Source organism: Chromobacterium paludis (genome assembly GCF_008275125.1).
Taxonomy (GTDB): domain Bacteria; phylum Pseudomonadota; class Gammaproteobacteria; order Burkholderiales; family Chromobacteriaceae; genus Chromobacterium; species Chromobacterium paludis.
Map to the genome: position 1 here is coordinate 2,569,466 of NZ_CP043473.1, position 26,257 is coordinate 2,595,722.

The 26,257-nt window shown below is 60.5% G+C and carries 17 protein-coding genes, 6 tRNA genes and 3 rRNA genes; 13 read left to right on the forward strand and 13 right to left on the reverse strand.

What is annotated here, in order from left to right; genetic code table 11:
* Positions 1-45: 45 nt before the first annotated feature.
* From bufB to FYK34_RS11985, 5 genes are all read left to right on the forward strand, one after another.
* Positions 46-876, forward strand: a complete 831-nt coding sequence (gene bufB, locus FYK34_RS11965; protein ID WP_149296767.1) for an MNIO family bufferin maturase — start codon at positions 46-48, stop codon at positions 874-876.
* Entirely contained in the window at positions 863-1,624 is a 762-nt protein-coding gene (locus FYK34_RS11970) for an HvfC/BufC N-terminal domain-containing protein (RefSeq protein WP_149296769.1), read from the forward strand. The genes bufB and FYK34_RS11970 overlap by 14 nt, the downstream gene beginning before the upstream one ends.
* A 4-nt stretch (positions 1,625-1,628) precedes the next feature.
* Positions 1,629-2,108 (forward strand): DoxX family protein, encoded by a 480-nt coding sequence (locus FYK34_RS11975; protein WP_149296771.1) that lies wholly within the window; start codon positions 1,629-1,631, stop codon positions 2,106-2,108.
* 71 nt (positions 2,109-2,179) lie between these two features.
* Positions 2,180-3,028, forward strand: a complete 849-nt coding sequence (serB, locus tag FYK34_RS11980) for a phosphoserine phosphatase SerB (protein WP_149296773.1) — start codon at positions 2,180-2,182, stop codon at positions 3,026-3,028.
* Positions 3,028-3,561, forward strand: coding sequence for a hypothetical protein (locus FYK34_RS11985; RefSeq protein ID WP_149296774.1), 534 nt, complete (start codon positions 3,028-3,030; stop codon positions 3,559-3,561). Before serB ends, FYK34_RS11985 begins: the two co-directional genes overlap by 1 nt.
* Before the next feature lie 6 nt (positions 3,562-3,567).
* On the opposite strand, the gene moaA is transcribed toward FYK34_RS11985, so the two are convergent.
* Positions 3,568-4,542, reverse strand: coding sequence for a GTP 3',8-cyclase MoaA (gene moaA / locus FYK34_RS11990; protein ID WP_149296776.1), 975 nt, complete (start codon positions 4,540-4,542; stop codon positions 3,568-3,570).
* Between the two features lie 522 nt (positions 4,543-5,064).
* Between moaA and FYK34_RS11995 the strand changes: the two genes are divergently transcribed.
* The gene (locus tag FYK34_RS11995; RefSeq protein WP_168209727.1) at positions 5,065-5,511 is read left to right on the forward strand and encodes a protease pro-enzyme activation domain-containing protein; all 447 of its coding nucleotides are present in this window, start codon (positions 5,065-5,067) and stop codon (positions 5,509-5,511) included.
* A 31-nt stretch (positions 5,512-5,542) separates the two neighbouring features.
* On the opposite strand, the gene istB is transcribed toward FYK34_RS11995, so the two are convergent.
* On the reverse strand, positions 5,543-6,274 hold the full coding sequence (gene istB, locus FYK34_RS12000; RefSeq protein WP_149295554.1) for an IS21-like element helper ATPase IstB: 732 nt from the start codon (positions 6,272-6,274) through the stop codon (positions 5,543-5,545).
* The gene (istA, locus tag FYK34_RS12005; protein ID WP_149295553.1) at positions 6,267-7,757 is read right to left on the reverse strand and encodes an IS21 family transposase; all 1,491 of its coding nucleotides are present in this window, start codon (positions 7,755-7,757) and stop codon (positions 6,267-6,269) included. The genes istB and istA overlap by 8 nt, the downstream gene beginning before the upstream one ends.
* A 176-nt stretch (positions 7,758-7,933) precedes the next feature.
* Here istA and FYK34_RS12010 point away from each other — a divergent pair, with 176 nt between their 5' ends.
* Entirely contained in the window at positions 7,934-9,271 is a 1,338-nt protein-coding gene (locus tag FYK34_RS12010; RefSeq protein WP_168209728.1) for a S53 family peptidase, read from the forward strand.
* Between the two features lie 62 nt (positions 9,272-9,333).
* Here FYK34_RS12010 and FYK34_RS12015 read toward each other — a convergent pair whose 3' ends face one another.
* Complete coding sequence (locus tag FYK34_RS12015) at positions 9,334-10,074, reverse strand: acetoacetate decarboxylase (RefSeq protein WP_149296782.1); 741 nt, start codon at positions 10,072-10,074, stop codon at positions 9,334-9,336.
* 243 nt (positions 10,075-10,317) lie between these two features.
* Here FYK34_RS12015 and FYK34_RS12020 point away from each other — a divergent pair, with 243 nt between their 5' ends.
* A complete protein-coding gene (locus FYK34_RS12020; protein WP_149296784.1) occupies positions 10,318-10,635 on the forward strand; it encodes a hypothetical protein in 318 nt (105 codons plus the stop codon).
* A gap of 68 nt (positions 10,636-10,703) precedes the next feature.
* Here FYK34_RS12020 and FYK34_RS12025 read toward each other — a convergent pair whose 3' ends face one another.
* The 7 genes from FYK34_RS12025 to rnr all read right to left on the reverse strand — a co-directional run bounded on the left by FYK34_RS12025 (position 10,704) and on the right by rnr (position 20,451).
* Entirely contained in the window at positions 10,704-11,753 is a 1,050-nt protein-coding gene (locus tag FYK34_RS12025; protein ID WP_149296786.1) for an oxidoreductase, read from the reverse strand.
* A gap of 153 nt (positions 11,754-11,906) precedes the next feature.
* Positions 11,907-12,021, reverse strand: a 5S ribosomal RNA gene (rrf, locus tag FYK34_RS12030).
* A gap of 123 nt (positions 12,022-12,144) precedes the next feature.
* Positions 12,145-15,033: ribosomal RNA gene (locus tag FYK34_RS12035) — 23S ribosomal RNA — on the reverse strand.
* 253 nt (positions 15,034-15,286) lie between these two features.
* Positions 15,287-15,362 (reverse strand) — tRNA-Ala (locus FYK34_RS12040).
* Positions 15,363-15,484: 122 nt separating this feature from the next.
* Positions 15,485-15,561: transfer RNA gene (locus FYK34_RS12045), tRNA-Ile, on the reverse strand.
* Positions 15,562-15,643: 82 nt separating this feature from the next.
* Positions 15,644-17,181, reverse strand: a 16S ribosomal RNA gene (locus FYK34_RS12050).
* Together the 16S, 23S and 5S rRNA genes with 2 tRNA genes alongside form the textbook arrangement of a ribosomal RNA operon.
* A 441-nt stretch (positions 17,182-17,622) precedes the next feature.
* Complete coding sequence (gene rnr, locus FYK34_RS12055) at positions 17,623-20,451, reverse strand: ribonuclease R (RefSeq protein WP_149296788.1); 2,829 nt, start codon at positions 20,449-20,451, stop codon at positions 17,623-17,625.
* A gap of 72 nt (positions 20,452-20,523) precedes the next feature.
* Between rnr and FYK34_RS12060 the strand changes: the two genes are divergently transcribed.
* The 4 genes from FYK34_RS12060 to FYK34_RS12075 all read left to right on the forward strand — a co-directional run bounded on the left by FYK34_RS12060 (position 20,524) and on the right by FYK34_RS12075 (position 21,036).
* Positions 20,524-20,610: transfer RNA gene (locus tag FYK34_RS12060), tRNA-Leu, on the forward strand.
* A gap of 51 nt (positions 20,611-20,661) precedes the next feature.
* Positions 20,662-20,748: transfer RNA gene (locus tag FYK34_RS12065), tRNA-Leu, on the forward strand.
* Between the two features lie 54 nt (positions 20,749-20,802).
* Positions 20,803-20,889, forward strand: a tRNA-Leu gene (locus FYK34_RS12070).
* Between the two features lie 60 nt (positions 20,890-20,949).
* Positions 20,950-21,036, forward strand: a tRNA-Leu gene (locus FYK34_RS12075).
* A gap of 94 nt (positions 21,037-21,130) precedes the next feature.
* Here the strand turns inward: FYK34_RS12075 and FYK34_RS12080 are convergent.
* Both FYK34_RS12080 and FYK34_RS12085 read right to left on the reverse strand, forming a co-directional pair.
* Positions 21,131-22,525: a DHA2 family efflux MFS transporter permease subunit gene (locus FYK34_RS12080; protein WP_231137254.1), complete on the reverse strand. Its 1,395-nt coding sequence runs from the start codon at positions 22,523-22,525 to the stop codon at positions 21,131-21,133.
* A 144-nt stretch (positions 22,526-22,669) separates the two neighbouring features.
* Positions 22,670-24,790 (reverse strand): acid phosphatase, encoded by a 2,121-nt coding sequence (locus tag FYK34_RS12085; protein WP_149296790.1) that lies wholly within the window; start codon positions 24,788-24,790, stop codon positions 22,670-22,672.
* Positions 24,791-24,960: 170 nt separating this feature from the next.
* On the opposite strand from FYK34_RS12085, the gene FYK34_RS12090 reads away from it, so the two are divergent.
* Entirely contained in the window at positions 24,961-26,208 is a 1,248-nt protein-coding gene (locus FYK34_RS12090) for a cytochrome-c peroxidase (RefSeq protein ID WP_149296792.1), read from the forward strand.
* The last annotated feature ends 49 nt before the right edge of the window (positions 26,209-26,257 follow it).

Sequence of the window (26,257 nt, forward strand, 5' to 3'; positions counted from 1 at the left end):
CCTCGGCCCGCCTTGACGGCGGGCCGCTCACACTGGAACGCCAGCATGTCCCACACCAGCCTTCCCACTGTTTGCGGCATAGGCCTGCGCGCCCCGCACTACCGAGAGGCACTCGACACCTCGCCGCCGCTGGGCTGGGTGGAAGTCCATAGCGAGAATTTCTTCGACGGCGGCATGCCGCTGGCCATGCTGCGCCGCGTCGCCGAACATTGGCCGCTGTCCTTGCACGGCGTCGGCCTGGGCCTGGGGTCGGCCGAACCGCCCGATGCCGGCCACCTGGCCTCTTTGAAGCGGCTGGTGGACGAGATCCAGCCCGCCGCGGTATCGGAACACTTGTCGTTCAATCACTCTGCCACGCGCTACGTCAACGACCTGCTGCCCGTGCCCTATACCCGCGCCGCGCTGGACGCCATCGCCGGCCATGTCAGCCAAACCCAGGACACGCTTCGCCGGCCCATCCTGCTGGAAAATCTGTCCAGTTATGTCGAGTTTCCCGGCAATGAGATGAACGAGGGCGAATTTTTGGCCGAACTGGTCCGCCTGACCGGCTGCGGCATCCTGCTGGACGTCAACAACCTCTACGTCAACCGGATCAATCTGGGCACCGATACCGATGCCGTATTGTCCGCCCTGCCCGTGGACGCGATAGGCGAAATCCACCTCGCCGGCTACAGCGAGCGCGAGGGGCTGCTGGTGGATACCCACAGCCAGCCGGTGCATGAGGGTGTATGGCGCTTCTACCGCGAGGTGATAGACCGCATCGGCCCGCGCCCCACCCTGATCGAATGGGACCTGGACATCCCGCCGCTGGCCGCGCTGCGCAGCGAAGCCGCCAAGGCGCAGGCGATACTGGAGGGCCGCCATGAACTGGCATGATTGGCAGGCCGGCCTGCTGGAAGCCATCGCCGACCCTGCGCAGGCCTCCGCCGCCCACACCCTGGGCCTGAACCCGGCAGCTTTGGCGGTATACCGCAACAACTATCGCGTCGGGCTGATCGATACGTTGGCGCACAGCCACCCGGTATGCCGCGAGCTGGTGGGCGACGATTTCTTCACCGCGCTGGCGCGCGAATACGTCAAGACCCACGCCTCGCAAAGCGGCAACCTGCACCGCTACGGCGCCGATTTCTCCGACTTCATCGCCGGCTTCGCGCCTTGCGCCGAGCTGCCTTATCTAGCCGACGTGGCGCGGCTGGAGTGGGCGGTTCACCGCAGCTATTACGCGGAGGATGCGGCTCCGATGGCCGCCGCCGACCTCGCCGCCGTGCCGCAGGCGCAGTGGGGCGCCCTGGTTTTCACGCCGCTGCCGGACGTGGCGCTCTGCCCGGCGCGGCACCCCGCTGTCAGCATCTGGCGCGCCCATCGCGAGCGCGGGCCGCTGGACGGCCTGCTGCAACGCGCGCCGGAGCCGGCGCTGGTGTACCGGATGAACGGCGACGTGCAGGCCCGCGCGCTGAGCCAGGCGGAATACATCTTCCACTCCGCGCTGTTTAGCGGCCTGACATTGGCCGACGCGGCCGGACACGCGCTGACGCAAGACGCCGACTTCGATCTGCAAACCGCCCTGCTCGGCCTGTTCCAGCCGCCGCTGCTGGCCTCCTTCCACTTGTCAACGGATGCATAACGCCATGAATAAAGCGCTGAAACCAGCCTTTGGCGCCTACCGCCTGCTGATTCGCTATGCTAACTGGCTGCAGCCGCTGGTGCTGTTATTGCTGCGCGTTTGGATCGCCAATGTGTTCTTCAGCTCCGGCCTGACCAAAATTGCCGACTGGGACGTCACGCTGGCGCTGTTCACCGACGAATACCACGTGCCGCTGCTGCCGCCAGCCGTCGCCGCCGTCATGGCCGCCTGCGGCGAGCTGGGCTTGTCCGCCCTGCTGACGCTTGGGCTGGGCGGCCGCTTCGCCGCCGCCGGCCTGTTCATCCTGAACGCGGTGGCCGTGATCAGCTACCCGGGGCTGACCGACGCCACGCGCCAGTTCCATTACTTCTGGGGCGCGCAAATCCTGGTGCTGCTGGCCTTCGGCCCTGGCCTGCTGTCGCTGGACGCGGCCGTGCGCCGCTGGCTGCAGCGCCGCTGCCCGGGCGCCGCGGGCGAGGCCTGAACCCGAGGCGGCGGCAAGCCGCGCCAGACGTGGCATAATCAGCGCATCCACCCTGATGCCGAACGCACCCCATGAGCACACTGCACACGCTGGCCATCGCCGCCGCGCCCCTAGACGACAAGCTGATTGAAGACCTGCTGCGCCTGGCCCCCGCCGCGCGGCTGGACCGCTCCCGCGGCGATGTGACTCGCCTGGAGGGCGTGGATGCTGCCAGCCGCGACGAACTGCTGGCGTGCTGCCGCCGCCACGGCGGCGACGCGGCATGGGTGGAGAGCGGGCGCCGCTTCTCCGACTTCGGCCTGCTGGTATCCGACATGGATTCGACGCTGATCAGCATCGAGTGCATAGACGAAATCGCCGACCTCAAGGGCATCAAGCCGCAAGTGGCGGAGATCACCGAGCGCGCCATGCGCGGCGAACTGGACTTCGCCGCGGCGCTGCGCGAACGCGTGGCGCTGCTGCAAGGGCTGCCCGAGGCCGCGCTGCAGGAAGTTTACGAACACCGGCTGCGCCTGAATCCCGGCGCGCAACAACTGCTGGCCGCCTGCCGCGAGTCCGGCATCCATACCTTGCTGGTTTCCGGCGGCTTCACCTATTTCACCGACAGGCTGAAACAAGAACTGGGGCTGAACGAGGCCTACGCCAACCGGCTGGAGTCCGTGGACGGCGTCCTGACCGGCCGCGTGCAGGGCGACATCGTCGATGCCGAAGCCAAGAAACGGCTGTTGATCGAAACCCGCCAACGGCTGGGCCTGCAGCCCGAGCAGGTGCTGGCCGTCGGCGACGGCGCCAATGACCTGCCCATGCTGCGCGAGGCCGGCGTCGGCATCGCCTATCACGCCAAACCGCGCGTCAGCGCCGAGGCGGACCTGGCCATCGAGCACGGCGGCCTGGACCTCATCCCGCGGTTCTTCCTCTGATGAGCGCCGCGACGCCCCTCCTGGTGGACGGTCTGCCGGCATTGGACACCGTCAGCTTCGATGCCCGCCTGCCCTTCCTGGCCCAGCCGCTGCAAGGCGACTACCCGCCTCGCCAGCAGCGCGAAACCCGGCTGGCGCTGCGCGTGTTGGCGGCGCCGCCGCAAACGCCGGAAGACAGCAATCCGGTGCTGCTGCGGCTGGAGGCCAAGCTGGACCTGGCGCTGGAAGTCTCGCTGCTGGAAAGGCACCCCGATCGTCCCGCCGTCGAGCCCTGCCGGCTGGGCCTGAACGCCGTCGCCTGGCGCGACGGCCAGGCCTGGCAGCCCGGACAGCGGCTGCTCCTGCTGCTGCACCCCAATCCGGATTCCGCGCTCAGCCTATGCCTGTATGGCATTGTCGCCAGCAGCCAGCCGGCAGGGGGGGGCCAGCACTTGCTGACGGCCGACATTCACCAGTCCTTCGACGAGGACACGCACCTGCTATGGGAAAAATGGGTGTTCCGCCGCCATCGGCGGGCAATCCTGGAAAGATAAACCGGCTTAGCCGCCGGTCATGGACATGAAACGCACCAGTTTCTGCGGCTGCTCGCGGAACTCGTGCCGCTCCGGCTTCAACTCTATGGCCTCGCGGATGGCCGCTTCCAGGCCGGCATCGTCGATGCCCGCGCGCAACAGCGGCCGCAACTCCATCTTTTCTTCCTGGCCCAGGCACATGTACAAGGTGCCGTCCACCGACAGCCGCACCCGGTTGCAGGTGGCGCAGAAGTGCTGCGAAATAGGCGTGATCACGCCCAGGGAAAACTTGCCGTCGCGGCGGCTCCAGTAGCGGGCCGGACCACCGCCCAGCGTTTGCGCCGACGCCACCAGGCCATGCTGGGCGCACAAGCGCCGCAGCACCGGCTGCAGGTCCAGATACTGCGTGGCGCGGCCGGTGTCGCCCATCGGCATGGCTTCGATCAGCCGCAGCACCAGTCCGTGCTCGATGCAGAACGCCACCATGGCGTCGATATCCTGCTCGTTGACGCCGCGCATCGCCACCATATTGATCTTGATCGGCGCAAAACCCGCCGCCTTGGCCGCCATCAGGCCTTCCATCACCCGCGGCAGATTGTCGCTGCCCGTGATCTGTTCCACGCAATCGCGGCGCAAGGAGTCCAGGCTCAGGTTGAGCCGACGCACGCCTGCGGCGTAAAGCGCCTCCGCATGACGCTGCAGCTGGGTGCCGTTGGTGCTCAGCGACAGGTCCTCCAGCCCAGGCAGCGCGGACAGGCGGGCCGCCAGCGCCGGCAAATCCTTGCGCAGCAGCGGCTCGCCGCCGGTGAGGCGGATGCGCCGGGTGCCCAGCCGGACAAAGGCTGCCGCCACCCGCTCGATCTCGTCAAAGCTCAGCCAATGCTCCGGCACCTCGAAATGCTTGAATCCCTTGGGCAGGCAATAGCTGCAACGCAAGTCGCAACGGTCCGTCACCGACAGCCGCAAATATTCGATGCTCCGTCCGAACCGATCAATCAGCATGCATCCTCGTCCCTGTGTCTCACTGTGTCATTTAGTCGCCACCGGCAGCCATTTCTGTCGGGCGGGCAGAATTTCATCATACGCCCAATCGGCTGGCCCAAACTGAATTCTACCGCACGCCAAACGGGGCGCTTGGCGCCACATTGATAGTCTTCCCGCGCAAAAACGCCAAGCACCGCAGCCGGCGAGTCAGCGCCTACCGCCAGGCCATCGCTGCCCGTCAGACGCATCCTTGCATATCCAATTGAAAGCGCTATCTATTTATTCATTTAATTCAACAGCTTGAAGAAAAACATTCCACATACATGACACACAGACCGTTACAAAAACACTCAACTTCGCCGTTTTTACCGTTCATATACTGGGCTCGCCAATTTATCCAAATTGGTTAAAAGAGCGTGCGGCGGCGCCATCGTCATGCCACATCGACCCGCTACCCAGCCGTCAAGCGCCACCATCTGGACCGGGCAAGCTCGCGCCATCGCGCAACCCGCCCCGGCCGCTACCAAGGAGAAACTCCGCATGGCCAAAGCATTTCCCATGAAAGTGTTGGCTGTCGCGCTCGCCGCGCTCGCCTCCTCCGGCGCCATGGCCGCCGCAACCCTGGATTTGGGCAAGGTAGAACAGGCCGCCCCCGCGCAAAAGCTGACCCTTACCGTGGCCCTGCATTTGCGTGACCGCGATGCCGCCGCGCGCTATCTGCAAGAAATCCACAGCCCCGCCAGCCCGAACTACCACCATTTCCTGAGCCCGGCGCAGTTCCGCGCCCGTTTCGCGCCCAGCAACGACACCGTGGCCCGCGTCAGCGCCAGGCTGCAAGCCGCCGGGCTAAGCGTCAAGCGCATCGGCAGCGCCCTGCTGCAGGTCAGCGGTCCGGCCCCCGCCGTGCAAAAGGCCTTCGGCGCCGAGGTTCATGTCTTCCAGAACAAGAGCGCCGCGCCAGGCTTGTCAATCAGCGTCGAATTTTGACCACCTGTCAGCGTTGAATTTTGACCAGGCATCAGACCGCTTTCCGGCGCTTCTTGAACCGGTAGGAATCGTTCCCCGTCTCCAGAATGTCGCAGTGGTGCGTCACCCGGTCCAGCAGCGCCGTCGTCATCTTCGCGTCGCCGAACACGCTCACCCATTCCCCGAAGCTCAGGTTCGTCGTCACGATCAGGCTGGTCTTCTCGTACAACTGGCTGATCAGGTGAAACAGCAGCGCGCCGCCTGATTCCGGAAACGGCAGGTAGCCCAGCTCGTCCAGGATCACCGCGTCCATCAGCATCAGTTGACGCGACAGGTGCCCGGCTTTGCCGGCGCGCTTTTCATGCTCCAGCAGATTGACTAGGTCCACCGCGTTATAGAACCGCACCCGCTTGCTCTGATGGATCGCCGCCACCCCCAGCGCTGTCGCCAGGTGGGTTTTGCCCGTCCCGGTGCCGCCCACCAGAATCAGGTTGCGCGCTTCCGCCAGGTAGTCGCCGCCGGCCAGCGCGGTCAATCTGTCTGACTGCAGCGGACTTTCCGCCCAGTCAAAGCCTGTCAGATCTCGGTGGTGCGGGAAGCGCGCGGCTTTCATCTGGTAGCTCAGGCTGCGCGCTTGGCGGTCGGCCTGTTCCGCCTCCAACAGTCGCAGCAGCATCGCTTCGCCGGTCAAAGGTTGGCGGCGGGGTTCGGCCATCAGTTCTCCCCAGGCGCTGGCCATCCCGTACAGCTTCAGCGCTTTCAGTTTGCTCAGGGGATCAGTCATGGCAGCCCTCCAGCAACTGGTCGTAACGCGCGCAGTTCGCCGCCGGCGCTTCTTTCAGCTGCAAGTTCTCCATCACGCTCAACGCTGCCGGACGGGCGGGTTCGGTCAGCCGGCGCAGCTCATTCAGAATGATGGGCGCGCTGATAGCCTTGTGCTCCAGCGCCAGCTGGCAGGCCACTTCCAGCGCTTCCAGGCCGGTTTCTCGCGCGGCCAGCAGCAGATCGGCGAAGGCCCGATCGCCTTTGGCTTCTTTCATCAGCGCCTGGCGCACGGTTTCAATCGCCGCCGGCAGCACCCATTCGACAAAGGGCCGGCCATGCCGCAAGGCGCCGGGTTTGGTTTGCAGGATCGGCACGTAGTGCCAGGGTTCGCAGATCCACTGATCCCGCCCGAAGCGACGGTCGTGGCAGGCGATCTCGGCGCCGTCGGCGACGGCGCGGATCTGGCCAGCGCTGACGCGCACCGACACCACCTTGCCCGCCCATTGCGCCGGCACGCTGTAACGATTGCGCTCTATCGTCACCAGGCAGGTGCTGGAGACGCGCAGCGCCTGCTCCACATAGCTGTCGAACGGCATGGCGATCGGCGTCAGCTGCTGCCGCTCGTCTGCCCAGGCTGCGGCCACCGTCACCGGCTGGTGCGGGTGTTGGCGTTGCCCCAGTTCGCGGCAGCGTTGCGCCAGATGGGCATTGAGCGCCGCGAAGTCGGCAAAGCGCGGGGTGGGCGTGAACAGCCATTCCCGGATATTGCCGACCTGATTCTCCACTTGCCCTTTCTCCCAGCCCGATGCCGGCGTGCAGGCCACCGGCTCGAACAGGTAGTGATTGGCCAAAGCCAGGTGGCGGCTGTTGAAACGGCGGGACTTGCCGGTAAAGATGGCGTCCACCACTGCCTTGAGGTTGTCGTAGATCACCTTGCGCGGCGCGCCGCCAAAGAAGGCGAAAGCCTGGACGTGAGCGTCCAGCACCATTTCCTGGGTTTCGCGCGGATAGGCGATGACGAAAGGCTGGCGGCTATAAGCCAGGCGGAAGTGCGCCAGCTTGATGGTCTGGGCGATACCGCCGAGCACCACCTGCTCGTAGCTCCAATCGAATTGGCAAACTTCGCCGGGCGCGAAGAGCAGCGGGACGAAAGCCTGCTTTGGGGTGAGCGTGCCGGGCTGAGCGGCCTTCCAGGCTTTGACGTGGCGCTGGATGCTGTCGTAGGCGCCCCTGTACCCCTCGGCCTGCAGGCATTCGAACAGGCGGCGGGCGGTACGGCGTTGGGCCTTGGGGAGCTGGCTATCGCGCTTGAGCCAGGCGTTCAGCGTGTCCATGAAGGCGCCGAGCCTGGGATGGCGCGGCTGGCGCTGATATTGCGGGGCGGTGGTGGCCTTGAGGTATTTCTTGACGGTGTTGCGGGAGAGGTTGAGGGAGCGGGCAACAGCGCTGATGCTCTCGTTGCCCACCAGGTGACGGCGTCGGATCTTGCCGATGGTTTCCATGCAAATCACTCCAGGTTTGCCCTCGCCAAAAAGACGAAGTGTGGCACATGCCCGGGGTGGTCAAAATTGGACGCTGTTTACCCCGGGAACCTGGTCACTTTTGCACGCTGTTTAACACGCCAGGCTCCGTCTCCCGCTACATCGCCCCGGTGCGCGCCAGCGCCCCGACTGTCGACATGAGCGATGTGCAGGCCGTGATCGGCTTCGATAGCCGTCCGCATTTCCGCCCGCACCTGCGCCGCCTGCCCAATAACCTGCAACCGGCCGCCAGCCAAACCGCAGGCAGCGTGAGCGGCGGCAACGCGCCCGGCCAATGGACCGTCACCGATCTGGCGCGCTATTACGACATTACCCCGCTCTATAACAAGGGCATCCATGGCCAGGGCAGCACCATCGGCATCGTCACACTGGCCAGCTTCACGCCTGCGGACGCGTTCCAGTACTGGAACCAGATCGGCCTGAAGACTGATCCCAATCGCCTGAGCGTTGTCGATATCGACGGCGGCCCCGGCGCGCCCAATGACGACAGCGGCTCCGACGAAACCACGCTGGACGTGGAGCAATCCGGCGGCATCGCCCCTGCGGCCAAGATCATCGTCTACCAGGCGCCCAACACCACCCAAGGCTTCGTCGACGCCTTCGCCCAAGCGATAGAATCGAACGCCGCCGACACCCTGTCCGTCAGTTGGGGCGAGTGGGAGTGGTTTGACCAGCAAGCGCAGGCGGCCAACCCGGTCAACGGCCAAAGCACCAATGTGCTGCAGGCCTACCACGATCTATTCCTGCAAGCCGCGCTGCAAGGCCAGACCATGTTCGCTGCCGCCGGCGCCACCACCGTGCCCGCCACGCTGACCTTCCACCCCAACGGCCAGGCCATGCAGGTCAAGATCGCCAGGGAACGCGCCTGGGGCTGGGATTACCTGAACGGCCTGTGCCAAGCGCTGGGCAAGGATCCGGTGGCTTGCGGCACCTTCCCGGTAGGCGGCGGCGGCGGCGTCAGCGCCTTTATCAGCCGTCCCTTCTATCAGTACTGGGTGCCGGGGATGCGAAACACGGCGGCCAATCAGCAATTGGTGGACAACAGCCAGACGCCGCCCCAAGTCATCGCCGATGTGCCCGCCCACTTCAAGGGCCGCAACGTGCCTGACATTTCCATGAACGGCGATCCGGAAACCGGCTATGTGGTGTACTACACCTCCAGCCAGGCCGGCTTCTCCATCATGAGCCACAATGGCGGCACCAGCTTCGTCGCGCCGCAACTAGCCGGCATCACCGCCCTGTTGGATCAATCCATGGGCGGCCGCCTCGGCCTGCTGAACTTCTCGCTGTATGGCTTGCTGGCCAGCGGCCACGCCTACCATGGCCATGGCCGGCATGGCGCGCCGCTGCGCGACATCGTCGCAGGCGGCAACTGGGGCTTTGACTCGCATCGCGGCTATGACCAAGCCACCGGCGTCGGCGTGCCGGACGTCGCCAACCTGGATGCCGCGCTGCATCGTTACTTCTGGTTCTGAAGCGCTTGAACGCAAAACGGCCCCGATCGCTCGGGGCCGTTTTCTCATGCTCGCGGCAAGTATTATTGTTGCAGGTAGTCAAAAGCCACCGTACCCAGCTCCAGCGTCAGGTCGCAGATGAAATGTTTAGCAGACAGCACCTTCCGCACCGGCAACTCCGCCACCGGGGCCAGCGCATGCGGATGCAGCTCCAGCGCGCCCGGCGCCTGCCAGGCGCCTTTGATCGTTACCTCGGTGGTGTGATAACGGACCAGCTCGCAGATGCGCGGCGTGCCATCCACATGCGGGATGATCTTCAACAGAAAGTTGGGCTCCGCCAGGCTATCCATGAGGGCCGCATGATCAAGCGTCTGGTATTTGTAGCCCATGGTCCCCGTAGCAATGCGCAAGGGACCAAAGTCCAGGCTGCCGATCAGCGTATCCCGCGCCACCTCCAACTTAGGATTGCCGGCCTTTTTCGGAAAGCCCCACAACTCCCGCCCACCGGCGATGGGGGGTTGATCATCCAGAAACATCGCATGCACATAGCTGCCTAACTCGCCGCGGAAGCTGACCGGTATCACTTGCCCGCTTTCGGTGTAATCGCCAAAGCCTGTCGAATCCGGCATGCGGATGAATTCGTATTTGACGACAGGCTCCGTCATTTGCAAGGGTTCGGGCAGGATCTCCTGTATCGCATCCGGATCGGTTTGATAGGTAATGACCATGTATTCACGATCAATGAAGCGATAAGGGCCTGGAGGAAAAGCCGGACTAGTCAAAGGCATGGCAAAGGCTCGACGACGCACTTCTTGTTGCTTCATGGGCAATCTCCTTCTGAAACCCAGAAAAGCGGCGGATATCCCGCAGCGGATCGCACTGACTCTCATCAAAATATGCCATCATCTTGATCATTACAACGAACAAGATGCCGCACAAACCCGCGTTATACGCCACAGTTGCCCTGAATTCCCTCTGCGCGGTTGACGCATGCGGCGCTGCCGACGATCATTACGCTTGCATGACTCGCATGCGTGCGCGATGTTCAAATACAGACAGGAAAATCCATGAACGCAGCCAAAAAAATCCGCCGCTTCATCGAAGAAGGCCACGACCCACAACAGATGCTCGTCCTGAAAGAACTGGCCGCCGCGCTGGAAATGGGACGCTCGTTCGATCTGAGCCAACTATACGACATCGACATGCGCTATTTCGACGTCGCCATCGATCTGCTGAAGGACTGGCGTTTCGACCACCACATCAGCTCCCGCAGCAAGTTGCTGGAACAGTTGCTGACCGAGATTGCCCCGGAACAGCGCGCCGCTGTCAGCAGCGAAGAAGTCATCGCCGCCGCTCAGGACAGCAAGAAGAAAAGCAAGGATTAAGAGCCCCCAGAGCCAAGGCGCGTCGGCGCTGGCAGGACAAATGCCGCGACGCCGCATCAGGGGTTGGCTTAGCGGGTCTCCGCACTGAATGGAATCGGCTGCCAGCATTGGCGCTCTGCGCTGCGCACGCCAAGCTCCAGCAAGTTCATCACTTGCCAGGCCTCTTCTGCCGGCACCGGATTGACGGCGCCGCACAAGATCGCATCCCGCACGCCGGCGTAAAAGCGCGTGTAATCACCGGCCGGGCCGGCATATTCCACGGGCGGCGCCTCGGCCAAAAGCAGCCGCCCCGGTCGCGCATCCCGTCCCCAAGCGTCGCCCCCCGGCAGCACGCCGGACTTCAATGCCTCCTCCTGCGGGTCCAAACCCTGCTTGCTGAAGCTGCCCAGCGTGCCATGCACGATGAAACGCGGACCGGCGTCCGCCACCAGGGCGCTGCCATGCAAGATGACTCGCTTGTCGTCGTAACGTAGCAAGGCATGAAACCAATCATCGCTTTGCGCGCCGTCGCGCAGCTCGGCCTGATCCAGCAAGATCGACTGCGGCAGGCCGAATAGTTGTATCGTCTGATCCAGCAAATGCGGCCCCAGGTCAAACCATAGCCCCGATCCCGGACCTGACGACTCCCGCCAGCGTTGACGCACCTGTGGTCGATAGCGGTCGAAATGCGACTCGAAGTGAACCACCCGCCCCAGTCTCCCCTGCTCCAGCAACTGTTTCACAGCCAGAAAGTCAGCATCCCACCGTCGGTTATGAAAAACTGACAACACGCGCCGTTCTTGTCTCGCCAACTCGATCAACTGCCGAGCCTGCCAGGCCTCTAGCGTGAAAGGTTTGTCCACCACCACATGCTTGCCCGCCCGCAAAGCCTTTTCAGCCAGGGAGAAATGGCTATCGTTCGGCGTTGCGATCACCACCAGGTCGATATTCTGATCAGCCAGCAAATCTTCGGCCACGGGATAAACGCGGACGTGCGGCATGGCCGCATGCACCGACTCCGGCCGGCGGGAAGCCACTGCCCTCAGCTCCACGCCGTCCTGCACCCGCAGCAAAGGCGCGTGAAAAGTCGCGCCGGCATAGCCGAACCCCAACAAGCCCACCTTGAGTTTTCTGTCCATCGCAACCTCTCTTGGAATCCATGCATGATACGGTCTGAGACAAAAACGCCAAAGCCCCGGCAGGGCATCCTGTCGGGGCGGGTTGGGGTCGGCGCGCGGCGGCGCCAATGCACAAAGCCCAGCTCGGTTGAGCTGGGCTTTGTCTGATGGGGCGTCTGGCGGTGTCCTACTTTCACATGGCGAATGCCACACTATCATCGGCGCTAAGATGTTTCACGGTCCTGTTCGGGATGGGAAGGCGTGGGACCATCTCGCTAAGGCCACCAGACATAAACTTGTACAAACTCAAGAAGCCTGAGTTAGAGAGATTCTCTAACTCTGAATATTCGGTATCTGATCGTGTCGCACACACTCTATCTCGCGTCTTGGTTACCCAAGCCACTCAAATGATAGGATCAAGCCTCACGAGCAATTAGTATCGGTTAGCTTCACGCCTCACAGCGCTTCCACACCCGACCTATCAACGTCCTGGTCTCGAACGACTCTTCAGGGAGGTCAAGCCTCCAGGGAAGTCTCATCTTCAGGCAAGTTTCCCGCTTAGATGCTTTCAGCGGTTATCTCTTCCGAACTTAGCTACCCGGCAATGCCACTGGCGTGACAACCGGTACACCAGAGGTTCGTCCACTCCGGTCCTCTCGTACTAGGAGCAGCCCCCGTCAAACTTCCAACGCCCACTGCAGATAGGGACCAAACTGTCTCACGACGTTTTGAACCCAGCTCACGTACCACTTTAAATGGCGAACAGCCATACCCTTGGGACCGGCTACAGCCCCAGGATGTGATGAGCCGACATCGAGGTGCCAAACACCGCCGTCGATGTGAACTCTTGGGCGGTATCAGCCTGTTATCCCCGGAGTACCTTTTATCCGTTGAGCGATGGCCCTTCCATTCAGAACCACCGGATCACTATGTCCTGCTTTCGCACCTGCTCGACTTGTCGGTCTCGCAGTTAAGCTACCTTTTGCCATTGCACTATCAGCACGATTTCCGACCGTACCTAGGTAACCTTCGAACTCCTCCGTTACACTTTGGGAGGAGACCGCCCCAGTCAAACTGCCTACCATGCACTGTCCCCAATCCGGATCACGGACCAAGGTTAGAACCTCAAACACACCAGGGTGGTATTTCAAGGACGGCTCCATCAGAACTAGCGTCCTGACTTCAAAGCCTCCCACCTATCCTACACAAGTCTGTTCAAAGTCCAATGCAAAGCTACAGTAAAGGTTCACGGGGTCTTTCCGTCTAGCAGCGGGGAGATTGCATCTTCACAAACACTTCAACTTCGCTGAGTCTCAGGAGGAGACAGTGTGGCCATCGTTACGCCATTCGTGCGGGTCGGAACTTACCCGACAAGGAATTTCGCTACCTTAGGACCGTTATAGTTACGGCCGCCGTTTACCGGGGCTTCGATCAAGAGCTTGCACCCCATCACTTAACCTTCCGGCACCGGGCAGGCGTCACACCGTATACGTCCACTTTCGTGTTGGCACAGTGCTGTGTTTTTGTTAAACAGTCGCAGCCACCGATTCTCTGCGACCTGTCAAAGCTTCATCCGCAAGGGACTACACCTCAACAGGCATACCTTCTCCCGAAGTTACGGTATCAATTTGCCGAGTTCCTTCTCCTGAGTTCTCTCAAGCGCCTTAGAATTCTCATCCTGCCCACCTGTGTCGGTTTGCGGTACGGTTCTTATGTAGCTGAAGCTTAGTGGCTTTTCCTGGAAGCGTGGTATCAGTCACTTCAGGTCCGTAGACCCTCGTTATCACTTCTCGGCCTTAAGGGGCGGCGGATTTGCCTACCACCCCAGCCTACCGGCTTGAACAGACTATTCCAACAGTCTGCTGACCTAACCTTCTCCGTCCCCACATCGCACTACATAAAAGTACGGGAATTTTAACCCGTTTCCCATCGACTACGCTTTTCAGCCTCGCCTTAGGGGCCGACTCACCCTACGCCGATGAACGTTGCGTAGGAAACCTTGGGCTTTCGGCGAGCGGGCTTTTCACCCGCTTTATCGCTACTCATGTCAGCATTCGCACTTCTGATATCTCCAGCATCCCTTACGAGACACCTTCACAGACCTACAGAACGCTCCCCTACCACGCACAGTAAACTGTGCATCCGCAGCTTCGGTTATCAGTTTGAGCCCCGTTACATCTTCCGCGCAGGACGACTCGACCAGTGAGCTATTACGCTTTCTTTAAATGATGGCTGCTTCTAAGCCAACATCCTGGCTGTCTAGGCCTTCCCACTTCGTTTACCACTTAACTGATCATTTGGGACCTTAGCTGGCGGTCTGGGTTGTTTCCCTCTTGACGATGGACGTTAGCACCCACCGTCTGTCTCCCATGCTCGCACTTTCCGGTATTCAGAGTTTGCCATGGTTTGGTAAATCGCAATGACCCCCTAGCCATAACAGTGCTTTACCCCCGGAAGTGATACATGAGGCACTACCTAAATAGTTTTCGGGGAGAACCAGCTATCTCCGAGTTTGTTTAGCCTTTCACCCCTATCCACAGCTCATCCCCTAGTTTTGCAACACTAGTGGGTTCGGACCTCCAGTGCGTGTTACCGCACCTTCATCCTGGCCATGGATAGATCACTCGGTTTCGGGTCTACGCCCAGCAACTCAATCGCCCTATTCGGACTCGGTTTCCCTACGCCTCCCCTATTCGGTTAAGCTTGCTACTGAACGTAAGTCGCTGACCCATTATACAAAAGGTACGCAGTCACGGAACAAGTCCGCTCCCACTGTTTGTATGCATCCGGTTTCAGGTTCTATTTCACTCCCCTCCCGGGGTTCTTTTCGCCTTTCCCTCACGGTACTGGTTCACTATCGGTCGATCATGAGTATTTAGCCTTGGAGGATGGTCCCCCCATCTTCAGACAGGATTTCTCGTGTCCCGCCCTACTTCTCGACTGCTTAGTTCTTGCGATGCGTTTTCGTGTACGGGGCTATCACCCACTACGGCTGGACTTTCCATTCCATTCCACTAACGCAACTCATAACACAGTCAGGCTGTTCCGCGTTCGCTCGCCACTACTTACGGAATCTCGGTTGATTTCTTTTCCTCGAGTTACTTAGATGTTTCAGTTCACTCGGTTCGCCTCCTCTGACCTATGGATTCAGTCAGGGATCTCCTTGCGGAGGGGTTTCCCCATTCGGACATCGCGGGATCAAAGCTCTATTGCCAGCTCCCCCGCGCTTTTCGCAGGCTTACACGTCCTTCATCGCCTATGATCGCCAAGGCATCCACCAGATGCACTTAGTCGCTTGACCCTATCATTTCAGTAACCTAAATTACCGCAACAACAGAGAGTGTTTGTGCGACGACTGCACCGCCCCTTTTGATATGGCGACGCAGCCTTAGATACAATCAAATACCCAAGATGACGATTTGTTGATGCACAGAATTAACTCTGCATCTTCATCTCGCCGTCTTTATATATTCGGCTTCTTCAGTTTGTTAAAGATCGGGCGTTTATACAACGCAAACAGAATCCAACTCTTCCGAATTCGATTTTGTTTGCGATGGTGGAGGATGACGGGATCGAACCGACGACCCCCTGCTTGCAAAGCAGGTGCTCTCCCAACTGAGCTAATCCCCCTCTTTTTGTCCCATGCCGCGTTGCTCGGTCGCTCATGTGCATTTGCACACTTCGCTCTCTCGCGCCTTGCCTGGCACAAAAATGGTTCTCTGTAGCGCTCTTCAGAACACCCAGAGTGTAACTGGTGGGTCTGGTAGGACTCGAACCTACGACCCCTGCGTTATCAACACAGTGCTCTAACCAGCTGAGCTACAAACCCAGTTGACTCGACGGCTTGCACCGTCATGCCCTTAACACAAATAACCGATAGGCTGTAAGTACTTGACGATCGCCTTCTCTAGAAAGGAGGTGATCCAGCCGCAGGTTCCCCTACGGCTACCTTGTTACGACTTCACCCCAGTCATGAATCCCACCGTGGTAAGCGGCCTCCTTGCGGTTAGCCTACCCACTTCTGGTGAAACTCACTCCCATGGTGTGACGGGCGGTGTGTACAAGACCCGGGAACGTATTCACCGCAGCATGCTGATCTGCGATTACTAGCGATTCCGACTTCACGCACTCGAGTTGCAGAGTGCGATCCGGACTACGATCGGTTTTCTGAGATTAGCTCCACCTCGCGGCTTGGCAACCCTCTGTACCGACCATTGTATGACGTGTGAAGCCCTGCTCATAAGGGCCATGAGGACTTGACGTCATCCCCACCTTCCTCCGGTTTGTCACCGGCAGTCTCATTAGAGTGCCCAACTGAATGATGGCAACTAATGACAAGGGTTGCGCTCGTTGCGGGACTTAACCCAACATCTCACGACACGAGCTGACGACAGCCATGCAGCACCTGTGTTACGGCTCCCTTTCGGGCACCAAGATATCTCTACCAAGTTCCGTACATGTCAAGAGCAGGTAAGGTTTTTCGCGTTGCATCGAATTAATCCACATCATCCACCGCTTGTGCGGGTCCCCGTCAATTCCTTTGAGTTTTAACCTTGCGGCCGTACTCCCCAGGCGGTCAACTTCACGCGTTAGCTACGCTACCAAGGATTCAAACCCCCAACAGCTAGTTGACATCGTTTAGGGCGTGGACTACCAGGGTATCTAATCCTGTTTGCTCCCCACGCTTTCGTGCATGAGCGTCAGTGTCATCCCAGGGGGCTGCCTTCGCCATCGGTATTCCTCCACATCTCTACGCATTTCACTGCTACACGTGGAATTCTACCCCCCTCTGACGCACTCTAGTCGTGCAGTCTCCAATGCCGTTCCCAGGTTAAGCCCGGGGCTTTCACATCAGACTTGCACAACCGCCTGCGCACGCTTTACGCCCAGTAATTCCGATTAACGCTTGCACCCTACGTATTACCGCGGCTGCTGGCACGTAGTTAGCCGGTGCTTATTCTTCAGGTACTGTCATCCCCCAGCGGTATTAGCGCTAGGGATTTCCTCCCTGACAAAAGTCCTTTACAACCCGAAGGCCTTCTTCAGACACGCGGCATGGCTGGATCAGGCTTGCGCCCATTGTCCAAAATTCCCCACTGCTGCCTCCCGTAGGAGTCTGGGCCGTGTCTCAGTCCCAGTGTGGCGGATCATCCTCTCAGACCCGCTACTGATCGTCGCCTTGGTGAGCTCTTACCTCACCAACTAGCTAATCAGACATCGGCTGCTCGTATAACGCGAGGTCTTTCGATCCCCCGCTTTCCCCCTCAGGGCGTATGCGGTATTAATCCGGCTTTCGCCGAGCTATCCCCCATTACACGGTACATTCCGATGCATTACTCACCCGTTCGCCACTCGCCACCAGGAGCAAGCTCCCGTGCTGCCGTTCGACTTGCATGTGTAAAGCATGCCGCCAGCGTTCAATCTGAGCCAGGATCAAACTCTTCAGTTCAATCTCATAGCAATTTTCTGGCACGCAAGTTCAAAGAAATAAACAAGTATCTCTTGTCTCTTGCAGTGCAAGTATTTGGCTTTCACCAAGCACTTACACCTATCGGTTATTCGTTCTGTTAAAGAGCAGTGCCGGACGCTGTTTTCGTCACACCGGAAACCGTTTCGTTTCCGCCGTTTCGTTCGCTGCGTCAGCTGAGGAGGCGAACTATACGCCCGGGCCTGAACCTCGTCAACACCTTTTGCGAGAAAAATGGAACTTTCTGCACGAAAATCCGGTAATGATCTGATTTTAAAAACAAAAGAAATGCATACACATCATGACTATTCGCGAAGTCACACCCCAGGCTTCATCAATTTTCCGGATCCTGGACAAAACAAAATCGGCTAGAAGCCCCGCTTCTAGCCGATTTTTATACCTTTTAATATAGATAGTCGCTGATCACTCCTCGCCGGAGCGGCGCTTGGCTTGGCTTCTGCCACCGCGCCTGCGTGCCGAAGGCTGCGCTGGCGCCCGTGGCTCAGCTTGCGCCCCTACAGCCTGAGGATTGGCGCTTTGCTGGCGAGCCGCCGGCTGCGCTACATCTGGCGGCTGCGCACCAGGAGAATCCACCTTTGCCTGGCCTGCGGCTGCAGAACGACGCCGCCCCTTAGCTCCCGCCGGCGCCTCCGCCTTGGCCGACTTAACCTCGGGCTTGGCAGCCGCTGCCTGCGGCTTACCTATGGGCTTTTGCTCGACCGCAGGTTTGGCCGCACGACCTCGCGCCTTGGCGCTGGCCGGTGGGGCATCGCTTGCGGCCGCTGGGGCAGCAGCCGCTGGAGCCGGCTCAGTCTTGATGGAAGCGGCTGTTGTCACTGCGGGCGGAACGGCCGGCTTGGTCTCAGCCGTCTGCTTGGCGGGACCGCTGCGACCCTTTGGCGCAGGCGGCAAGCCTGCAGGTTTGGATGCTATCTCAGCCATGGCAGCAGGTGCGGCAACCGTCTCAGGCGGCGCCACAAAGGTCTCGCCCGCGCCGGCAGCCTTGCCCCGCCGGCGACGTCTCGGTTTGCCGGCCGGCCCTGCCGCATCTTCAGCCGCGGAGGTCGGAGCAGGCAATTCGTCCTTGACCAGAGCGAAGTCCACTTGCGAGCTTTCCAGATTGGCAGCCATCACCTTGACGGTCAGCGCATCACCCAAGCGGTATTGAAGACCGCTCTTCTCGCCGATGATCGCCTGCAACTCCTTCTTGAAGTGGAAGTAGTCCTTGCCCAGTTCGGAGATGTGCACCAAGCCTTCTACATAGACCTCGTCCAGCAATACGAAAACGCCAAAGCTGGTGACGGCGCTGATCTTGCCATGGAAGACTTCACCAATCTTGTCGCGCATATAGTAGGTTTTCAGCCAGGATTCGACATCGCGGCTGGCATCATCCGCTCGACGCTCCGTCATCGAGCAATGCACGCCCAAAGCCGCCCACTTGCCTGGCTTGTACTTCTCGCCCTTCAACACCGCCTTGATCGCGCGATGGACCAGCAGGTCCGGATAGCGGCGAATGGGCGAGGTAAAGTGGGTATAGGCCTCATAAGCCAGGCCGAAGTGGCCATGGTTGTCCGGGGTGTAGACCGCCTGCTGCATGGAGCGCAACAGCATGGTCTGCAGCACCGGCGCATCAGGCCGACCGTGAATTTGCTCCGCCAGCTTGCCGTAATCCTTGGCGCTCGGCTTGTCGCCGCCGCCCAGCGTCAGGCCGACCAGGCCCAGAAAGCCGCGCAGGTTTTCCAGTTTCTCCTCGGTGGGGCCTTCATGCACGCGATACAGCGCCTTGTGGCCGTTCTTCTGCAGGAAGTCCGCCGAGCAGACATTGGCCGCCAGCATGCACTCCTCGATCAGCCGATGCGCGTCATTGCGCACGATGGGCACGATGCGCTCGATCTTGCCCTGATCATTGAAGATCATCTGCGTTTCCGTGGAGTCAAACTCAATGGCGCCGCGCTTGCCTCGCGCCGATAGCAGGATCTTGAACAAGGCATACAAATCCTGCACATGCGGCAGCATGGCATGATCGGTGCCGTTCTGCAGCCAGTCCCAGACTTGGTTGTAGGTGAGGCGAGCCTTGGACTGCATCACCGCCGGGTAGAACTTGTATTTCTTGACCTCGCCCTTGGCATTGATCTGCATGTCGCACACCATGCACATGCGCTCGACGTCCGGATTCAGGGAACAGATGCCATTGGACAGCGCCTCCGGCAGCATCGGGATCACCCGGCGCGGAAAATAGACCGAAGTGCCTCGCTTCAGCGCTTCCTGATCCAGAGCGTCGCCGGGCTGGACATAGAAGCTGACGTCGGCGATGGCCACCACCAGACGATAGCCCTTGCCCTGCCTCTCCGCATACACCGCGTCGTCGAAGTCGCGCGCGGTTTCGCCGTCTATCGTGACCAGCGGCAGCTCGCGCAGATCCACCCGGTCCTTGCTCCAGTCCTTCTTGCGGACCTTTTTCGGCGTAGCCTTAGCCTGCGCCAGGACATCATCGGCAAAAACGTGCGGCAGGTCATGCTTGCGCAGCGCGATTTCGATTTCCATGCCAGGGTCGGCGTAATTGCCCAACACCTCGGCCACCTTGCCCATCGGTTGATGATGCGCGTCCGGCTGCTGCAGAATGTCCACCATCACCACCTGGCCGTCTTGCGCCCCGGCTTCGCCGCCCGGCTCGATCAGAATGTCATGACTGATGCGGCGGTCTTCCGGCCGCACCACCCATACGCCTCGCTCATGCTGAATGCGGCCGACCAGCCTGCTCACCGCATGCTCCAGCACCTCGACGATCTTGCCTTCCTGCCGGCCGCGGCGGTCGACGCCAGAAGGCCGCACCATCACGCGGTCGCCGTGCATCACTTTCTTCATTTCGCGCTCGGGCAGGAAAATGTCGGCGCCGCGGCCTTCTCCTTCATCCGGAATGGCGAAGCCGAAACCGTCGCGGTGGCCCGATACCTTGCAGCGGACCAAATCCAGTTTCTGCGCTACGCACACCGCGCCCTTGCGATTGATGATGACTTCGCCATCGCGCTCCATCGCGCGCAGACGGCGTTCGAAATAAGCGCGCTCATCGCGGTGAATGGACAACATCAACGCCAATTCATCCGGAAACAGCGGCACCCCTTGCTCGGCGAGTATCTGCATGATGAACTCGCGGCTGGGCAAGGGTTGGGGGTATTTGAGCTTCTCGCGTTCCAAAAATGGATCCTGCTCACGCAGAGAAAGTTTTTTTTGCCTTTTTGAGGTTTGAGCCATTGACACCCTCAGAATTATGTCTATAATTCGCTTCTCGTTGCAGCGATGCAACAGATGATACAGCAATGCGACGCCCAGGTGGCGGAATTGGTAGACGCACTAGGTTCAGGTCCTAGCGGTGGCAACACTGTGGAAGTTCGAGTCTTCTCCTGGGCACCAATCTTACTATTGTAAGCGCGTCGCTACGCTGGCATCATGAAAATCTGGTTGGCCCAGGTGGCGGAATTGGTAGACGCACTAGGTTCAGGTCCTAGCGGTGGCAACACTGTGGAAGTTCGAGTCTTCTCCTGGGCACCAACAGAATTCATTAAAGACTGGCTCCGGCCGGTCTGCAGTACAGAAAATTTGCATGCCCAGGTGGCGGAATTGGTAGACGCACTAGGTTCAGGTCCTAGCGGTGGCAACACTGTGGAAGTTCGAGTCTTCTCCTGGGCACCAGATATTTCAAATCTGGCGCTTCTTGTTCCAGATTTAAGCAGCAATACAATTTGAGTTTTAGCCCAGGTGGCGGAATTGGTAGACGCACTAGGTTCAGGTCCTAGCGGTGGCAACACTGTGGAAGTTCGAGTCTTCTCCTGGGCACCAGCATGAAAGCCGTTGATCTCAGATCAACGGCCTTTTTGCATTCCGGCAGCCGCAGGAGGCGCCCCGCCAGGACGCCTCCATGCCGCGGCGGCTTTTAAGCGCCTGCCGAAACCTGACGCCCGGCATTGGGAGCCAGCCGCAGGAACAGTAGGCTGGACAGGGCCGTCAGCGTACCCATGATCAAGAAAGCGTGACCAAAGTCACCAGCCGTCAGCTGCTGATGATGCTGCATCCAGGACACCGTCTGCAGGGCGAACGCCCCCACCGTCACACCAAAGCCGGCCGCTAGCTGCTGCGCCACGCTGGACAGGCTGGTGGCATGGCTCAACCGCTCCTTGTCCACATCGGCGAAAGTGATGGCGTTCAAGCTGGTGAACTGCAGCGAGCGCAAACAACCGCCCAACACGAATACCGCCAGCAGCACCCAGTGCGGCGTGTCCGCCTGGAACAGCGAGTACACCGCCACCGAACACCCCGCCAATATGCTGTTGAGCACCAGGATGCGGCGGAAACCGAAACGCTGCAGCACCTTGGCCACGATGGTTTTCATGCCCAAGGCCCCCAGCGCCGTGGAGCACGTCAGCAACCCAGACTCGAATGGCGTAAAGCCGAATCCCAGTTGCAGCATCAGCGGCAACAGGAAGGGGATGGTGCCGATGCCGACCCGAAACATGAAGCCCCCCACCACGCCGGCATTGAAAGTCGGCAGGCGCAATAAGGACAGGTCCAATAATGGATGCGCCTGCCGCCGGTAATGCCAGAGATAGACCACGAGAAGCGCGGCGCCGATCACGGTCAAGCCGATCGAGGCCTGCGCCGACAGCATGTGTTTGCCCTCCGACGCCAGGCCCAACATCAGCATGGACAGGCCGGCGCCAGTAAAGACAAAACCGGCAAAGTCGAGCTTGGGCACCGCTTCCTCGCGCAGATTGGCAATGAAGCGCCCCGCCAGCAGCAAACCCAGCAAGCCGATGGGCAGGTTGATCAGGAAAATCCAGCGCCAATGGAAATAGGTGCTGATGAAGCCGCCCAGGGGCGGCCCGATGACCGGCCCCAACAGCGCCGGCACCGTCAGATAACTCAAGGCCTGCACCAGATTGGACTTGTCTATGGTGCGCAAGATCACCAAGCGCCCCACCGGCACCATCATCGCGCCGCCTATCCCCTGCAGGAAACGCGCCATCACAAAGCCGTGCAAGCTGTTGGAAACCGCGCACAACACGGAGCCCAGCATGAACACCAGAATGGCGGAACGGAAAATGCGCCGCGCGCCAAAGCGGTCCGCCATCCAGCCGCTGATCGGAATGAACACCGCCAGGCTGACCAAGTAGGAAGTCAGCGCCAGCTTCAGGGAGATGGGATCCACCGACAAGTCGCGCGCGATCACAGGCAGAGAGGTGGAAATCACGGTAGCGTCCATGTTTTCCATGAACAATGCCGTAGCGACGATGAGCGGCGTCGCCATGCCGGGTGCGATTTTCAACTGCATGACTTTTGAATAACAAGTGAGGCCATGCAGTTTACCACCGGCCCGCCCAGCCCGCGCATGACCAAATGAACACTAACAATAAAACCGCCCCGCGACTCGCGTCGGCGGGGCGGTTGGGGCACGGCCCGATCGAAAGCGCTTGGCTTACTTGAACGACAGCGCGGTCGTGAAGTCGCCCATTGGCTTAAAGCCGTTTTGCTCCAGCGCGGCATCGCGCGCCACGATGCCCGGCAACGGCTGCAGGCCGAAGCGGCGCGTCAGGAAGCGCAAGATGGAGCCGGTATCGTACTGGGTGTGATCCACATTGCCCTTCTGCACGTAGGGCGAGATCAGGATGGCCGGGATGCGGGTGCCCGGGCCCCAGCGGTCGCCCTTGGGCACGGCGGCGTGATCGTAGAAGCCGCCATTTTCGTCATAGGTGACGATGACCAGCATATTCTTCCACTGCGGGCTCTTCTGCAGCTGGGCGATCACCGAGGCGATGTGGGCATCGCCGTCCGCCACGCTGGCATAACCGGAGTGCTGGTTCAGGTTGCCCTGCGGCTTGTAGAAGGCGACCTGCGGCAACTTGCCGGCGGCGGCATCGGCCAGGAAGCTCTGGTCGAAGTCCTTCAGGTGGGCGCTGCGGTAGCTCGCCTGCTTCACCGGATCAAAAGGCGCAAAGTAGTTGAAGGGCTGGTGATGCGGCTGGAAGTTGGGCACGCTGCCGTTGTAAATCTTGCTCGGGTCGGCCGCCACGGCATTCCAGGCGCCGGCATACCAGGCCCAGCTGATCTTCTTGGCGTCCAGGCGGTCGGCAATGGTGGCCTGGGTCTGCGCCGGCAGCGTGGTGGACTTGCCCGGATCGGCGTATTTGCCGGTGCTGTCGCCGGCGGCTGGCTTGTTGCCGCTAGGCTGGAACGGCGGCTGCATGGTGTTGACGGCGTAGAACTTGCCGGCATTGTCCTTGGGCGTCAGATTGCTGTCGTTCTTGTATTTAGCCGGTCCGATCAGCACCGAGACCGGGCTGTTGTCGGCCGGTGTCAGGCGGACAAAGTTACCCTTGCTGTCGGTATCGATGGCGGAAATGCTGCCCTTGGCCACCGAGGTATCGGCATTCGGATACTCCGGCGCGCAAGCGCAGATCAGGTACTGATGGTTCAGGAAGGAGCCGCCAAAGGCGCCCATGAAAAAGTTGTCGGCCAGCGTGTATTGCTGAGCCAGCTTCCACATGGCCATCTTGCTGCCGTCGTAATAGCCCATGGACAGGCCGCCGGCGTCGGAATAGGCCGTGAACTTGTCGTTGGCGCCGCCGTCGATCTGCATCTGGTTGTTATAGAAACGATGCACCAGGTCTCGCGTCACCACCGATTGCGGCACCACCACGCCGGTGCCGTTCAAACCCTTGGCATCGTCGATCTGGAACGGCTTGTTGGCGAAGCCCACGGTCTGAGCCTGGGTCAGCGTCACGTCTTGGCCGGCGGCGGTCAGCCCTCCCCAGGTCGGCGGCAGCGCCGGCAGAACGGAACCATCAAAGTCCTTTTGCGGCGTGATGCTGCCCTTGGCGCTCGGGTTGACGCCCGGAATGCCGTTGGCGCCGGGGAACAGTCCGTACAGATTGTCGAAACCGCGGTTTTCGGCGTAAATCACCACCACGTTCTTGATATCGTTCAGCGCCATGCGGCGATGCAGATTGGCCTTGATGTCGCCGCTGGCACCGGCATCCTTCACCGCGCTGGCAATGGCCGCGATATTCTGGTCGATGCCGGACTTCAGCACTGCCTTGACATTGGCATCAGTTTCCTTGTTATGGTCTTCCATCACCTGATCCGGCGTAACGCCAAGGCGACTGGCCACTGCCTTGCGGGCGGTATCCAGATCCATGCCGTTGTCCATCAGGTCGGCCACTTCCGTCGTCAGGGAACTGACCACCACGTGATTGGCGCCGGCCGGCGCGCGGAACACCAGGGGGTCGGTCACCTTGGTTTCGGTCTTGGTGTCCGGATCATAGCGGGTAGCATCGGTACCCACTTCCACCAGAATGGAACCGCTGCCCTGCAGGGAGAACGCGCCGTTGTTGTCGGTGTAGACAAACGACTCGCCGCTGTCGCAATGCCCGTTGCCGTTTTGATCCAGGCAAACCTTGGCATGGCGGAAGTAGCTGCCGGTAACCACGCCATTGGTTGTGGAGGCCGCACTGGCGGAGGAAGAACTGCCGCCGCCACAAGCGGTCAGTACGGCGGCGCTGATCAGGGTCAGCGCAATGCCACAGGTCAAACGATCCATCACGGTTTTCCTTGAAATTAAAGGTTTACGGATTATTCCCGCGCAATGTTACACTTGATTTACAATTTATTAACATCCCTATAAGCATAATTATTTAATGTCAGACTGTTTTATTTTTGCTTAATGAACTTAGTCTACATTCAACGTTTTAATTTATTTCGCATGCCATCATGTTCAAACTTAGCCTCCTGCTGCCGCTGACGCTGGCCCTTCTCCCCCTCGCATCATCCTCGGCTCCCGCCAAGCCCGCTTATCTGGGAGCGCCCTACGCTCCCGGGTCCCACCCCGTTCAGGCCAAGCAGCTGGAGCAATTGGGGAGACAGCTGTTCTTCGACCGAGGGCTTTCGGCATCGGGCAGCATGTCCTGCGCCACCTGCCACAGCCCAACTCACGCCTACGGCCCACCCAATGGCTTGGCCGTGCAACTGGGCGGTGCCAATGGCAAGCAAGCCGGCACCCGGGCCGTGCCTTCGCTGCGCTATCTACAAACCGTGCCGGCGTTCAGCGAGCATTTCCACGACGACGACGGCAATGACAGCGAGGATGCCGGCCCTACCGGCGGCCTGACTTGGGATGGCCGCGCCGACTCCACCCACAGCCAGGCCGCCCTGCCCTTGCTGTCCGCCAATGAAATGGCCAACGGCACCCCCGCAGCCGTCGTCAAAAAACTGCAGGCCTCACCCCATGCCGAGCGCTTCCGCCAGCTGTTCGGCCAGGACATTTTCAGCCATCCCGATGCGGCTTTTGGCAAGGCGGTGCTGGCGCTGGAGGTCTTCCAGCAGAATCCCAAGGAGTTCGCGCCCTACGACAGCAAGTACGACGCCTTCCTGCGCGGCCAGATCAAGCTCAGCGCGCAGGAGAGGCGCGGGCTGAAAATCTTCGATGATCCGGCCAAGGGAAACTGCGCCTCCTGCCACCTGAGCCAGCGCGCCGAAAGCGGCGCGTTTCCATTGTTCAGCGACTTCGGCCACATCGCGGTGGGCGCGCCGCGCAATCCCGCCATTGCCGCCAACCGCGACAGCCATTACCACGACCTGGGCCTGTGCGGCCCCTATCGCACCGACCTGAAAAACCACCCCGAGTACTGCGGCCTGTTCCGCACGCCCAGCCTGCGCAACGTGGCCACGCGCAAGGCGTTCTTCCACAACGGCGTGTTCCACAGCCTGCGCCAGGTGCTGCGCTTCTACGCCGAACGCGACGTCAAGCCGGAAAACTGGTATCCCAAGACCATGGAGGGCAAAGTGGCCAAATTCGACGACCTGCCGGCTCGCTATCACAGCAACGTCAATATGGAGCCGCCGTTCGGCGGCAAAGCAGGCGGCAAACCGGCATTCTCCGAGCGAGACATTGACAATATGCTGGCTTTCCTGAAAACGCTGAACGATGGCTATAAACCCGCAGCAGGCAAGAAAAGCTGACGCCGCATAAACAAAAAGCCCACCGCAAGCGGTGGGCTTAATGTGATGG